12 protein-coding genes are annotated in these 13,560 nt (G+C 69.4%); 7 read left to right on the top strand and 5 right to left on the bottom strand.

Annotated elements, in window-relative coordinates; translation table 11 throughout:
• Position 1 precedes the first annotated feature (1 nt).
• The 3 genes from KGD87_RS08600 to KGD87_RS08590 all read right to left on the bottom strand — a co-directional run bounded on the left by KGD87_RS08600 (position 2) and on the right by KGD87_RS08590 (position 4,570).
• Entirely contained in the window at positions 2 to 445 is a 444-nt protein-coding gene (locus tag KGD87_RS08600) for a Na+/H+ antiporter subunit B (protein WP_284666980.1), read from the bottom strand.
• The gene (gene mbhE, locus KGD87_RS08595) at positions 442 to 2,751 is read right to left on the bottom strand and encodes a hydrogen gas-evolving membrane-bound hydrogenase subunit E (protein WP_284666979.1); all 2,310 of its coding nucleotides are present in this window, start codon (positions 2,749 to 2,751) and stop codon (positions 442 to 444) included. Before mbhE ends, KGD87_RS08600 begins: the two co-directional genes overlap by 4 nt.
• 163 nt (positions 2,752 to 2,914) lie before the next feature.
• Positions 2,915 to 4,570: a sensor histidine kinase gene (locus KGD87_RS08590; protein WP_284666978.1), complete on the bottom strand. Its 1,656-nt coding sequence runs from the start codon at positions 4,568 to 4,570 to the stop codon at positions 2,915 to 2,917.
• 344 nt (positions 4,571 to 4,914) lie between these two features.
• On the opposite strand from KGD87_RS08590, the gene KGD87_RS08585 reads away from it, so the two are divergent.
• From KGD87_RS08585 to KGD87_RS08565, 5 genes are all read left to right on the top strand, one after another.
• Positions 4,915 to 5,985 carry an AAA family ATPase gene (locus KGD87_RS08585; protein WP_284666977.1) on the top strand — a complete coding sequence of 357 codons (1,071 nt, stop codon included), beginning with the start codon at positions 4,915 to 4,917 and terminating at the stop codon, positions 5,983 to 5,985.
• Positions 5,982 to 6,818: a DUF3226 domain-containing protein gene (locus KGD87_RS08580; protein ID WP_284666976.1), complete on the top strand. Its 837-nt coding sequence runs from the start codon at positions 5,982 to 5,984 to the stop codon at positions 6,816 to 6,818. The genes KGD87_RS08585 and KGD87_RS08580 overlap by 4 nt, the downstream gene beginning before the upstream one ends.
• A 148-nt stretch (positions 6,819 to 6,966) precedes the next feature.
• Positions 6,967 to 7,926, top strand: a complete 960-nt coding sequence (locus KGD87_RS08575; protein ID WP_284666975.1) for a Rieske 2Fe-2S domain-containing protein — start codon at positions 6,967 to 6,969, stop codon at positions 7,924 to 7,926.
• Positions 7,910 to 8,836, top strand: a complete 927-nt coding sequence (locus tag KGD87_RS08570; RefSeq protein ID WP_284666974.1) for a fatty acid desaturase — start codon at positions 7,910 to 7,912, stop codon at positions 8,834 to 8,836. Before KGD87_RS08575 ends, KGD87_RS08570 begins: the two co-directional genes overlap by 17 nt.
• On the top strand, positions 8,833 to 10,332 hold the full coding sequence (locus tag KGD87_RS08565; RefSeq protein ID WP_284666973.1) for a phosphatase PAP2 family protein: 1,500 nt from the start codon (positions 8,833 to 8,835) through the stop codon (positions 10,330 to 10,332). The genes KGD87_RS08570 and KGD87_RS08565 overlap by 4 nt, the downstream gene beginning before the upstream one ends.
• On the opposite strand, the gene KGD87_RS08560 is transcribed toward KGD87_RS08565, so the two are convergent.
• Positions 10,320 to 10,934, bottom strand: a complete 615-nt coding sequence (locus KGD87_RS08560; protein WP_284666972.1) for an SgcJ/EcaC family oxidoreductase — start codon at positions 10,932 to 10,934, stop codon at positions 10,320 to 10,322. The genes KGD87_RS08565 and KGD87_RS08560 overlap by 13 nt on opposite strands.
• Before the next feature lie 188 nt (positions 10,935 to 11,122).
• Between KGD87_RS08560 and KGD87_RS08555 the strand changes: the two genes are divergently transcribed.
• Positions 11,123 to 12,067: a patatin-like phospholipase family protein gene (locus KGD87_RS08555; protein WP_284666971.1), complete on the top strand. Its 945-nt coding sequence runs from the start codon at positions 11,123 to 11,125 to the stop codon at positions 12,065 to 12,067.
• Here the strand turns inward: KGD87_RS08555 and KGD87_RS08550 are convergent.
• The gene (locus KGD87_RS08550) at positions 12,064 to 12,768 is read right to left on the bottom strand and encodes a TVP38/TMEM64 family protein (RefSeq protein WP_284666970.1); all 705 of its coding nucleotides are present in this window, start codon (positions 12,766 to 12,768) and stop codon (positions 12,064 to 12,066) included. The two genes, KGD87_RS08555 and KGD87_RS08550, sit on opposite strands and share 4 nt — an antisense overlap.
• Before the next feature lie 320 nt (positions 12,769 to 13,088).
• Here KGD87_RS08550 and KGD87_RS08545 point away from each other — a divergent pair, with 320 nt between their 5' ends.
• Positions 13,089 to 13,544: a general stress protein gene (locus KGD87_RS08545; RefSeq protein ID WP_284666969.1), complete on the top strand. Its 456-nt coding sequence runs from the start codon at positions 13,089 to 13,091 to the stop codon at positions 13,542 to 13,544.
• Positions 13,545 to 13,560 lie beyond the last annotated feature (16 nt).

Raw genomic sequence — 13,560 nt, 5'->3', positions numbered from 1 at the left:
TCTACCTCCCCAGCTCTGGCGCGGTCGTCTCCTCACCCCGGCTCATGCCCAGGATGAAGGACATCGCCGTGCCCAGGACGGCCAGGTACACCCCCACGTCGAAGAGCTGCGGAGTGCCCACCTTCAACCCGTCAGACCAGGGCAGGGGCACCTGGCCCCAGAGGCTGGAGAGGAACGCGCGGCCCCCCAGCATCGCGGGGACGCCGCTGATCAGCGCCACCAGCAGCCCCGCCGCCGCCAGCCGGGTGGGGTGGACGCGCAGCTGCCTGCGCGCAGCGGACCGGCCAAAGGCCACCATCTGCAGCGCGAAGGCCGCCGCCGCCAGCAGGCCGCCGACGAAGCCGCCGCCGGGGATGTCGTGGCCGCGCACGGCCAGCACCAGGGACACGAGCAGGAGCACCGGCGCCATCATCCGCGCCACGGTGTGCATCACCACGGGGTTCATACCTGTCTCTTCTTTCTCCGGGAGCGCGTGCGGAACAGGAGATAGACACCCAGCCCCGACGTCGCCAGCACGGCGGTCTCCCCCAGCGTGTCGAGTGCCCGGAAGTCCACCAGGATGACGTTGACGATGTTCAGCCCCTTGCCGCCAGGCACGCTCTGGGCCGCGTAGAAGTCCGCCAGCCGCGTATGGGTGGGCACCGCGGCCACGTGCAGCAGCGTCCAGGTGACGAGCCCGCCCACGGCCAGGGGCAGCGCCGCCGTCCACCAGCGGAAGCGGTGCTCGTGCGGCTGGACGGGGAAGCGCGCGAAGACGAGCGCGAACAGGATGACGGTGAGCGTCTGCACCACGACCTGCGTCATGGCCAGGTCCGGCGCGCCGAAGAACACGTACAGCAGCGCCTCCGCCAGGCCCAGCGCGCCCAGCGCGAGGATGGACGTCAGCGCCGAGCGCGACACCACGGCCAGCACCGCCGACACCAGGATGCCCACCAGGACCACCACCTCGTAGGCCTGCACGTCCATGGACACGCCCCGGGGCCATTGTCCCAGCCGCAGCACCACCGCGAGCGCCAGCAGCCCGCCGAATGTGGCGATGGTGACGACGATGTACTGGTGCAGCGAGCCGTTCTGGAGCACCCGCGTCATCCACGAGGACAGCTTGAGCAGGCTGCTCAGGGAGGCCTGGTAGAAGTGCTCCGGGCCGTGGCTGGACAGGTTCAGGGCGCGCAGGCCCTTCAGCACCGGCTGGCGCAGCGCGAAGAGGACTCCGCCCAGGACGAGGCTCCCCGCGCTCAATCCCAGCGCGGGCGTCACGCCATGCCACAGCGTCAGCTCCAGGCCTCCCGCCTGGCTTCCGCCGATGTCCACCGCCGCCATGGCCAGCAGGGGCTGGATGGCCCAGGGCACCAGGCCCAACACCAGGCCCGCGGCGGCGAGCAGCGCGGGCCCCACCCACATGGATGGCGGCGCTTCGTGGACCTCCGACTCCGGCCTTCCGGCGCGGAACGTCCTGCCCGCGAAGGGCTGCACGCCCACGCGGAGCGCCGCGGCCACCATGCCGCCGAAGCCCACCATGGCCCCCACCGCCAGGGGCCAGCCTCCCGGGCCCTTCAGGCAGGCCTCGTAGATGAGCTCCTTGCCCACGAAGCCGAAGAGCGGGGGCAGGCCCATCATCGACAGCGCGGCGGCGGCGGCGGCGGCGGCCGTCATCGGCAGGTGCTTGCGCAGCCCGCCCAGGTGCGTCACGTCGCGCGTGCCCGTCTCGTGGTCCACCGAGCCCGCCACCAGGAACAGCGTGCCCTTGTAGAGCGCGTGCGCGGTGAGGAACGTCACCATGGCCTGGATGGCGGCCGCGGTGCCCTGACCGAGCAACATCACCAGCGCCCCCAGGACGCTCACCGTGGCGTACGCGAGCACCAGCTTGAGGTCCGTGTGCCCCAGCGCCAGCAGGGCGCCCAGCACCATCGTCACCGTGCCCACGACGGTGAGGATGGTCTGCCACGAGGGGGTGCCTCCCAGGACGGGCGACAGCCGCGCCAGCAGGAAGACGCCCGCCTTCACCATGGTGGCGGAGTGGAGGTACGCGCTCACGGGCGTGGGCGCGGTCATCGCGCCCGGCAGCCAGGTGTGGAACGGCATCTGCGCGGACTTGGTGAACGCGCCGCCCAGGACCAGCAGGAGGATGGCCAGGTAGCGGGGGCTGCCGCGCACGGTGTCCGCGGCGGCGATGGTGCCGGAGATGGACAACGTGCCCACCAGGTCGCCCAGCAGGAGCAGGCCCACCAGCAGGGACTGGCCGCCCAGCGCGGTGATGAGCAGGGCCCGCTGCGCGGACTCGCGGGCGGCGTCTTCCTTGTGCTCGAAGCCGATGAGGATGAACGAGCTGAAGGTCGTCACCTCCCAGCAGATGAAGAGCAGGAGCGTGTTGTCGGCGAGGACGATGCCCAGCATCCCGGCCATGAACAGCAGGAGCCAGCCGTAGAAGCGGCCCAGCACCTCATGGTGGACCAGGTAGCGCCCCGCGTAGATGACCACGAGCGTGCCCAGGCCCGTGATGAGCAGCGCCATCAGCAGGGACAGGCCGTCCAGTCGCAGCGCGAAGTCGATGCCCAAATCGGGCATCCACGACAGCGTCAGCGAGGGCACCTCACCGCGAACTCCGGCGGGAACCTGTGCCCCGAACCACACCGCCAGCCCCGCCGGACACAGGGCGAGCACCCAGCCCCCCCAGGACTTGAACAGCCGGGTGATCGGTACGGCCAATGCCGCGATGATGAAGGGAACGAAGAAGGCGATGCCCAGAGCCATGACCGGCGCCCAGCAGGCCATTGCCGGGGGCCTGCCTCCAGGCTTCTTCCTTGCACGCTCCACCCGAGAGCCAGTGGTGGACACTCCCGCACGTCACCCGACTCCGAAGTGTCCACCAGTCCCCGGGGGCTGCCCCGGCCGCTGGACGGGCGGAGGTCCCGGCTCACGGGTCGCGAGGCTGGTGGTGGCGGGCGTCCAGCGGCAGCTCCAGGGTGAAGGTCGTTCCAGTCGCCGCGTCACTCTGGACGGAGACGGTCCCTCCATGTGCTTGCGCACACCCCCAGACGAGCGTCAGTCCAAGCCCCCAACCCCTCGAAGGGCCCTTGCTCGCCGAATGGGTCCGGGTGAAGGGCTTGAAAATCTGTTCCTGGTCCGCGGGCGTGATGACGGGGCCGCGGTTGTGGACCGACGCCCGGGCCAGGTCGCCGGCTCGGGTGGCGGTGAAGGTGATGGGCTCCGTGGCGGACCCGTACTTGATGGCGTTGCTGCCCAGGTTCCAGAGGGCGCGGCGCAGCTCCTCCGCGCTCCAGATTCCCCGGACGCGCTCCTCCGCCTGGAGCACGAAGCGGTCCCCATGGAGCGTGCTCAGCTCTTCGACCACCTCCTGGGCGACGCCGCCCAGGTCGCACATGTCGAGGCGAAGCGGGAGCCGCTGGCCCCCCCGGATGCGGTTCGCGTCGAGCAGGTCCCGCACCATCTGGTCGGTGCGGTCGATGTTCCGGTCGATGCGCAGCGCCAGGTCGCGTCGTTGGTCCAGTCGATCGGGATGCCGGATGAGGAGCTGCGCGCCTGACTTCGCCGCCGACAGCGGTCCGCGAAGGTCATGGGCGAGCACCGAGACGAAGTGCTCGCGAAGCGCCCGTTCGGCCTGCAACGCTTCGATCTTCTCGCGCAGGTTCGCGTAGAGCTTGGCGTTGTCCAGGTGGACGCTCAGCTGCTGGCTCAGGGAGAGGAGCCGCCCCTTCTCCCGGGCGGTGAACTCGCGGACCTCGGAGAGGCCGACGTACAGGATGCCCACCAGCGCGCGGTGGAGCGGGAGCCGGACCCCGAGCAGCGAATGCAGCCCGCTTTGGCGAAGCGTGGGGCTCAACTCGAACGCCGTCGTCTCGGCATCCCGGACGGAGAGGGTCTCCTCGCCCCCAACGGCGACGCTCCCTGGAAAGGACTCGGGACTGACGGAGGACACGTAGTGCTCGAGGTGCTCGCTCGCCAGCCCCGCGGCGGCCGCGGTGACCAGCGTCTCTTCCTCGGCGTCGTACAGGAGCACCGCCGCGCTCCGCGCGCCCATGGCATCGAGGATCAGCTCGAGGACCTCCTTCAAGTGGTCGTGGAGGGTCGTCGTCCCCTCCATGAGCGCGTCGTTGGCCACCTTCTGGAGGAGCCGCAAGTAGCGCTTCTCGGTCTGCTCGTCCTCCATCAGGTACCGGCTGAAGCGCTCCGTCACGAGCGTCGAGGCGGCATGCAGTTCGGTGAAGAGCCGCTCGACGTCCAGCGCGCTGGGACGGGCTTGCGGCGGAGCATCCGCCCACATGCCAGCGATGCAGCGGCCCAGGATGGCGAACTCCTCGGTGACCTCCGCCAGATTGAAGCCCTGCCGGAGGCGGGCGGCCACGTGGCTCTCGACGTGGGCTCTCCGGGCGCCGGCATTCGCACCGGGTGCGCCTTCCTCGTCAGCGAGCGAGGCCAGGTAGACAGGCATGAGGTTCTTGAGCTCGGGCCCGTCCAGCCCTCGGGCGGACGCGGCCCGGGCGGCCTGCTCGGACCACCGCTGGATGATTTCCTCTTGGTGTCGGCGGATGGTGCCCGCAACGCTGGTCATCGGGAGTCCTCATCCTCGATGATGGACATCGCTCGCGGCTTCCCGCATCCGGAGACACTCCAAGTGTCTGGTTGAAGGCAATGCGGGTCGGGGCCTCGCTCCCTTCGGCGATGGCGAGGCGCGCCGCCTCCTCGCCCGCCGTGTGGTCAGCACGGCTGCCGCCACCTCGGCTCCACGGGGGACGCCGTGGCTGCCACAGCGGTATGGGTCCGCAGGACCGCCGTGAACCCGGACAGGGGCAGCCCCAGCAGGGCGCCGTCTGCTCCGGTCACGCGGCCCACCGTGCCCGGCACGCCGCCGATTCGCGATGACGGCCACCCGCGGTCGCTGGTACATGGAGCCATATGGCGAGCCTCGAAGAACTGCGTGTCGACACGTACCGTTCACTGCGGGGTGTGCGGCTTGAGCGTCTCGGCCGAATGAACCTGCTCGTGGGTGGCAATAACGCGGGGAAGACCTCCGTGCTTGAGGCAATCGGGCTGGTCGCCAGGCCTGTGGATCCGGGACAGTGGATCCAGACCGTTACGAACAGGGATGCCTCCGGTCCTCTCGTGGATGGGCTCTGGGCCCTCTTTCCCGATAGCACCGCGCTCAAGCTCGAAGGCGAAAATGAACTGTCAAAGCCCATCTCCATCCATGGGCGTTTCGAGGGGCAGTCCAGACATGTCCGCGCTCAGGCGCTGGCGTATGTCGAGCAGCGATGGTCGGACGTTGACCGGTCAGGTTCAGATCCTCGAAGCGACGTCGTGGTCCGTCTCCACATGGACGTGAGCGCTGGCGACACGCCTCACATTGCTCATGAGCTGGACTTCGGCTCAACGCCTCGGCGCCTGCCCATCCCCCAGGGGGTCGCGCTGTTCCGTGTCTTCGTCGTCACGCCCATGACGCATCGATCGACCGCGCAGCTCATCACGCACCTCAGCCACGTCATCGACGAAGGTACGAAGGGCAAGGCCGTCGAACTGCTCAGGCTGTTCGACCCGCACGTCAGTGATGTCTTGATCAGCCGACCTTTCGGGCGCGACGCCATCCGTGTCGTCCATGAAAGGCGAGGGGTTGTAGACCTCGCGACCTTCGGTGATGGAATGCGGCGGGCGTTCGCGATGAGCGTCGCACTCTCACGGGCGAGCGGCGGCATCTTGCTCGTGGACGAAATTGAATCCGCCATCCATGCGCGCGCACTCGACTCCGTCCTGCCATGGCTCGTGCGGGCGGCCGGTGAAGCCAACGTACAGATTGTCGCGACGACCCATAGCCTGGAAGCGGTGGATGCTTCTCTGGGGGCGTTCGTGAGCTCGGCTCCAGAGGAGGTCATCACCTATCACCTTCGGCGCTCGGAGAGCGGTCATGCATGCCTCCGGTACGACCTGAATGGGCTGCGTAGCTTGCGTGATGAAGGGCTCGATATCCGATGAGCAACCATGTCTACCTGCTCACCGAAGGCGTGCATGACGTCGCATTCCTGGGCAAGCTGCTGAAGCTATCGCTGGGCTTCGAGTACGTCTCGAAGGAAGCGGGGCTTGACCCAGTATGGAAGCGCATCCTCCCCACAAAGTGGCCTCATGACGGCTCACTTCGAGCGTCCGTGCCCGCTCCGGTCTTCTACCGTGACCCAGGAAGTGAAACCTCTGTTGCTATCGTCAACTCCCAGGGCATCAGTGAGCTAGCCAAGAAGCTTGAGACGCATCGGAAAGCGTTGGCGCTAGACGGTGCGACCCTGGATGCAGTGGGGGTCGTGCTCGATGCCGACGCGCAGGAGGCGCCGCAACAACGGTTCACGAGAATGGCGGATGCAATCGCCACCAATGGTTACCCGTGTCCCTCGGTGATGGAGGTCGTGACGGGGCAGCCGCGAACGGGCGTGTTCGTCCTTCCTGGTGGAGGGCACCCCGGGACGCTGGAGGACCTCCTGCTGGAGTGCGCGGCTGTCGCGTACCCCAAATTGCGAACGCATTCAGAGCAGTTCGTGGATGGGCTGGACCGCACCGCGCCCGAGTTCATGTCAGGGGAGCTCAAGGACCTGTCCGCGCCCGCGGGCCGGCACAAAGCCGTGGTGGCGGCGATGAGCGCCATCCTGAAGCCTGGACGGCCGGTCCAGGCCACCATCGAAGACAATCGCTGGGTCGAGAAGAGCACCGTCGCTCTCCCGCGAGTCGCCGCGCTCGTGGGGTTCCTGGCCGACCTCACGCGAGCGCCCCCCTCGGCCGCCGTCGCGCCACCTGCTCCCCCGGCACCATCGGTTCCTTGATCCGCAGGTTCAGAGGGGGCCGTGGAGGGGTAGTTCCGCCTTTCGCCTCGCAGTGCTTCTTCTCGTCGCGTTCCGGAGGTGTCGCGAGAAGCGTTGCCAGCTCCGGGGACCACTCGGGCCCCTGACGCAGTCCTGTTAGGGTCTCGGCATGGTGGTGAAGATCGCGTCGCGGCCGGAGCCAGTGCGTCACCCCGAGCCAGGCCGGCTGCGCGCGTGGCACCTCGTGTGCCCCTCCGAGGCGCTCCGGCCTGGACAGGTGATGCGCTGGAGCACGGGCGCGCGGGAGCTGGTCCTCTTCAGGGGACGGAGCGGCGCGGTGCACGCGCTCGCCGCCCATTGTCCCCACATGGGCGCGCACCTGGGCGGTGGCACCGTGGTGGAAGATTCACTGCGCTGTCCGCTCCACCACTGGCGGTTCGACGGCAGTGGCGCCTGCCCAGGGAAGACGGCGCAGCGGGCGTTCCCCGTGGTGGAGCGCTACGGCGCCATCCTCGTCTTCAATGGTCCGGTGGTGCTCTTCCCGCCGCCGAAGGTGGGCAGCGATGCGTTGCGCTGGGGCACGTCGGCTCGCTTCGCGGTGCGCTGTGACTGGCTTCCCGTGGTGGCCAATGCCTTCGATTTGGAGCACCTGCGCACGGTGCACCATCGCGAGCTGCGGGACGCCCCGGTGGTGGAGCGGCCGGACCCGTTCACCTTGCGCGTTCGCTACACGTCCCGCGTCACGGGAACCGGGTTCAGTGACCGGGTGATGAAGTGGCTGTCCGGCAATCGCATCGGCGTCACGCTCACGCTGCACGGCGGCACGCTCCTGTCCGTGGAGAGCGACCTGGGGCGCACGCGCAGCGCGTTGCTCGCGGGCCTTCAGCAGGGCGAGGACGGCGTGTTCATCCGGCTGGCCTTCGCCGCGCGCCGCAGCCGGCTTCCGGGGCTGGATTGGCTAGCGCTCCAGGTGTCGCGGTGGCTGTTTACATCGTTCCTGCGACGCGACCTGTCCGTGCTCGACGGGATGCGCTTCAACCGGGTGGGGGCGGCGGAGGACCCGGTGCTGCGCCAGATGCTCGACTTCACCGACAGCCTGCCGGAGGCGCCCGATGACGACCGCGGGTGAGGGCGAGGCAACCCCGATTCCGGCCGCGCTCAACGCCGTCCTCCTGGTCTGCGCCATGGCGGCCTGTGCCGGGTGCTTGTGGCTGGCGTCCCACGCGGAGCGGCTCGCCGTCCAGCTTCTGGCCGCGGGCGTCTTCTCCTTCGTGAACAACACCGTGTTCTCACTGCTGCACGAGGCCACGCACGGCGTGCTGCACCCCGTGCGGCGAGTCAATGACACGCTGGGCCGGGTGGCCGCGGCGTTCTTTCCCACGTCCTTCACGATGCAGCGCGCCTTCCACCTGAACCACCACCGCCACAACCGGACGCACCTGGAGCAGTTCGATTACTTCCGTCCCGGAGACAACCGCTTCCTGAAGCGGGCGCAGTGGTACTCCATCCTCACCGGCCTCTACTGGCTGTTCGTCCCGGTGGGGGCGGTGGCCTTCGCGCTCGTCCCCGGGTTGCTCCACCGGCTGCGCGGCACGGGCACCCGGTACGGCGAGCAGACGGGCTCGGACGCGTACCTCGGGCGCCTGGATGCAGCGCCCGGAGGCGCCATCCGCGCGGAGGTGCTGCTGTCGGCCTGTGTGCAGGTAGGGCTCGTGGTGGCGTTGGAGGTATCAGCGGCGGGGTGGGCGCTCTGCTACGCGGCCTTCGCCGTCAACTGGAGCGCGCTCCAGTACGCGGACCATGCGTGGTCTCCGCTGCATGTCCGTGACGGCGCGTGGGACCTGCGCGTGGCCGCTCCGGTGCGCTGGCTGTTCCTCAACTACCACCATCACCGGGCCCACCACCGGCACCCGCATGTGCCCTGGCTCTACCTGGGCCGCTACGTGGACCCGGAGGTGATGCGGCCGTCCTTCCTGCGCATCTGGCTGTCCATGTGGCGAGGCCCGCGGCCGCTGCCCGCCGCCGTGGAGGAGCGATGAGCCCGCGTCCCGCGTTGTTCGGCTGGCCACGCAAGGAAGCGCTGGCCCTCACGTCCGCCATGGCCATGGGCTTCGCCCTGTTCTTCGTGGCCGTCTACGGCGGCGCGAGCTGGCTCACGGGCTTCTACACCGGGGGCCTCCGGGTGGATCTGCCCTTCGAGCGCCACATCCCCTTCATTCCGTCCTGGGCGCTGGTCTACGTCAGCATGGACGTGCTGCTCCTGCTGTCCCTGTGCGTCTTCCGGACGTGGCGGGACATGGTGCCCTTCGCGTTGGCGCTGTGCGTGGAGACCGCGCTCGCGGCCGTGTGCTTCCTGCTCTTCCCGGTGGAGGTGGCCTGGCCGCCGCGCGCCGTGGAAGGGCGCTGGGCGGGGGTCTTCCAACTGGCGGACACTCTGAACCTGGAGCGGAACTACCTCCCGTCCCTCCACGTCGCCTTCGCGTGCACGGCGGCCCTGGCTTACGCGGAGCGGGCCGGCGTGCTGGGGCGTGCCGTGTTCGGCCTGTGGGCGCTGGCCATCGCGGCGTCGACGTTGCTCATCCATGAGCACCACCTGGTGGACGTGGTGGCGGGGGCGTTGCTGGCCTGGGGCACCTGGCGGTGGGTGGCGCCCTGGGCGCGCCGCGCGGCGTTCCTGGAGGCCCTGCGAGTCGAGGCCCTGTGCGCCCGGGAGTCCTACCGCTTCGCGCGGCGTCACCTGCGCTACGGACTGATTGCCCTGGTGCTCTACCGCTACACGCTGAGCCGGTGGTGGCGCGAGGCGCGCGTGGCGCGGGTGGGCTTCTGCTTCCTCCAATTGGTGGACGACGTGCTGGATGGGGACCGCGCGGTGGACGGAGAGCCGCTCGACTGGGTGGACGCGCTCCTCCTGGAGTTGGAGTCCGGGCGAGGGGAGGACCGGGGGACGGCGGCCACGCTGGGGCGCGTGTTGCTGGAGCGGCTGGGGGACGACACGGCGCGCGCCCACGTCTTCGCGCTGGTGCGGACGATGCGCAAGGACCGGGAGCGGGTGAAGGACGGACAGTGGTGGAGCGCGGAGGCCCTGCGCGCGCAGCAGCACGACACGTTCCGCTTGTCGGTGGACCTGATGCTGCACGTCGCCGGAGCGGGCGTCCGGGCCGAGGAGGCGCCTGCGCTGATGGAGGCCTTCGGCTGGTGCTCGGTGATGAGGGACTTGCGGGAGGACCTGGCCCAGGGGCTCTACAACGTTCCGGAAGGGGTCGCGGCGGCCGTCCGTGGCGAGGGCGCGGACCCGACGCGCCTCGACGCGCTGCTGGGCACGGAGGCGGGCCGCGCGTGGATGGTGGCGGAGTACGTCCGGGCCAGGGCGTTGTTGGATGACTCGGCCGGACGGTTGGCGGCACTGGAGGGCCGTCCGGGGCTGGCGCTGCTGCGCCTGTTCCACCGCTCCATCGAGTCCTTCTGGCGCGGGCGCCTGCCCCGGCGCCACCCCTTCCTTCGCGAGGCGACGGCGCGCCAGCTTCAGGGCGCGTGAGCCGCGGGCCTGCGCCGCAGCCTCCGGCCCATGACGGCGCCCGCCAAGAGCGCGCCCAGTCCGATGACCGTCACCCCTGCCAGCGCGAGGTGCTTCACCCGCGTGAGGAGGGGATTGTCGAAGACGTTGGTGGAGTAGTGGAACGCGGCGATTTGCCAGCGGTCGCCCTCCCGGACCAGGGTGCAGGTCCACCGTCCGTCGATGACGATGTCCGTGCCGTCCGTGAGGACGTAGTGGTCCCGCGACGAGCCGCGCGCGATGCCGGTGTCTCCGTACAGGCGGGTCAGGTCGTCCACCTCGAACTTCGCCTGGATGCGGTCCACGACGCGATTCGGCCCGCGCATCATCTCGTCGTAGTACGCGCGGATGGACTCCTTCCCCACGCGCACGTCGTTGTTCATCGTGGTGAAGGCGACCTCCGGGTGCAGGTGGCTCAGCAGCCGGTCGATGTCCTGGGCGTTGAGGGCGTCTTCCATCTCCTGCTTGAGGACGCGCAGGGCGTCATGGGTGGCCGCGTCGGCGGTGGGCTGCTGGGCCAGCGCCGCGGACGGCAGGAACGCGAACAGCAGCGCCACCACACAACATCCAGGCAAGCGGATCATCGAGGCTCCGGAGGGGTGAAGCCGCCCATCCTAGAGAGCCTTGCGGCCAGGGGTGCATGGAAGTTGCCGTCCGAGGTGCCCCAGGGCACCGGGGGCCGGTGGACAGGGGCCCACGCCCTGGGGTGATTCCTGCCGGCCTGGCACGCCCCTATCCATCTGCGCCAGGTCCATTTCCCAGGAGGCGTGCCATGAAGGATCGTCCCGCAACACTCGTACTGTCCGGCGGTGGCGCCAAGGGAGCCTTCCAGGTCGGCGCCGAGCGCGTCCTCCGGGAGGTCCATGGCTTCCGCTGGGAGCGCATCTTCGGCGTGTCGGTGGGCGCTCTGAACGCCGCGCTGCTGGCCCAGCACGCCTACCGGGCGCTGAATGACATCTGGTTGAACCTCCGCGAGGCGGACCTCTACCGGAAGCTGCCCTGGCCGCTGGTGGCCCTGCGCGTGGGCCTGTTCCGCAAGCTGGGGCTGTATGACAACGCGCCCATGCGGGAGCTGATCCAGCGGCACGTCGCCGGAAACCGCTTCCGGGTGCCCGCCCACGTGGGGCGCGTGTCGCTGGTCTCCGGCAACTACGAGCTGGTGCCCAGTGACTCCAGGGACTTCCTGGATGCCATCTGGCAGAGCGCGACGTTGCCCATCCTCTGGGAGCCCGTCGGCGAGTCGGCCCTGGTCGACGGGGGCCTGCGCAACGCCACGCCCCTGGGGGATGCGCTGGAGTTCGGCCCGACGGAAATCGTCGTCATCGTCTGCTCACCGTCCCAGATTGAACGGGTGAAGCCACCGGCCAATCTCCTGGAGGTGGCCACGCGCAGCCTGGCCGACATCACCCTCAACGAAATCCTGCTCAATGACGTGGATGCCTTCGTGCGCATCAACGACATCGTCCGTCAGGCCTATGCGGCGGGGCTCACCGTGCGGCGGCCGGATGGGGTGCCCTACCGGTACTGCCGCATCACCGTCATCGAGCCCGCACGGCCCATGGGGGACATGTTGGACTTCGCGCCGGAGGTGATCCGGATGCGACTGCGACACGGCGAGGAGGTGGCCCGGGCCGTCTCGCTGCCCACGGGCGTGGGCCCTGGAGAGCGCGTGCAGCGCCGCGTGGAGCTCTTCCCGGAGCCCCCCATGCATGCCTAGAGCGCCGCGGGCCTGGCCGCCGCCTTGGAATGACCGATGGCGCGCGGCTCCGGCGCGTCGTCGTTGAGCTCCTTGTAGAAGCGCCGCCCGATGAAGCCGCCGAGCACCAGCGACACCACCAGGCCCACGGCGGCGACCGCCGTCATCGTCGTGCGGCCCTGGGCCAGACCGCTGCCCAGCTGCGCCGTGAGGAAGGTGCCGGGGATGGTGCCAATCATGATGCCGGCCAGCGTGGGCACCAGCCGCGCGCCGCTCGCCGCCGCCGCCGCCAGCATCACGTCGGTGGGGCAGAGTGGGTTGATGCAGGCGGTGAAGGCGAAGAGGAAGTCATGCCGCTTCGCCGCCCGCACCAGTGCGGGATACTTGCTGCCCGCCAGGCGCTTCATCAGCCCCGTGCCCAGCTTGCGCGCCGCGGCGAAAAGCAGCAGGCCCGACAGCAAGCTGCCCGTTAGTGAATAGAGGGTCGCTGCGAGCGTGCCAAACATCATCCCGCCCACGGCCGTCAGCAGCTGACCCGGAAGCAGTGTCACGGGCCGGATGGCAAGGAAGCCGATGTATGCAATAGGCGCCCACTTCCCGAAGGGCTCCAGCCAGCTCGCGAGGCGCTGCTGGTCGACGAAGTCCGGCCCGAGCAGCCGGAGTGCGACAAGCCCCCCCACTGAAACGAGCATCGGGGCCAACACCCGGAGCCAGGTCTTCACCGACTGCGCCACGCCGTACCTCCCCGCGGCCCCACTTCCGCCGCGCCGTGGGCCTGAAAGTGAAGGTGGTTTCGGGAATCCGCAATGTGCAGTGGGGTGTTTCCAACATGAAAGCGTCCGGCCGGGCAGCCCACCGCCCGGTCCGAAAGCTCGGCAGGCGTCGCGAAACCCACGAAATCACAGCTGTTTTCGTGTGGCGTACCAGGGGTGAACGGCTGGCGGTGTACGGAGCTTGCTTGCATCGGGGCGCTTCCGTCCCAAGGTTTCAGGCAAGGGGCACCAAGGCGAGGGCTGGGGTAGTCACGAGAGGAGACAGGCAAATGTCGGACAAGGACAACAAGGGCAGCATGACGGTGGCCGAAGCGGGTCGGAAGGGTGGCGAGACGGTCCGGAACGAGCGCGGTCGCGAGTTCTACGAGACGATCGGCCGCAAGGGCGGCGCCACGGTGAAGGCCGAGCGCGGTCGCTCCTTCTACGAGGAGATCGGCCGCAAGGGCGGCGAGACGGTGAAGGCCGAGCGCGGCGCCAAGTTCTATGAGGAGATCGGCAAGAAGGGTGGCGACCGTGTGAAGGCCACCCGCGGCCCGAACTTCTACGAGGAGATTGGCCGCAAGGGTGGGCAGAAGGTGAAGAAGCTCATCGAAGAGGGCAAGCGGGCCGCGCGCGCCGCCATGGCGGCGCAGGAGGCCGCGGCAGGTGCGCCCACCCAGGAGGGCGCGGCGCCGTCCCCACCGCCGTCGTCCGGAGAGCCGGCGGGGCCGGGCCAGAACGAGTAGCGTCGTGAGGCGTGGC

Origin of the sequence: Myxococcus sp. SDU36, assembly GCF_030168875.1 — a bacterium.
GTDB classification, from domain to species: domain Bacteria; phylum Myxococcota; class Myxococcia; order Myxococcales; family Myxococcaceae; genus Myxococcus; species Myxococcus vastator.
The sequence above is the reverse complement of the archived record's forward strand: the minus strand, read 5'-3'. Positions and strand labels throughout refer to the sequence as shown.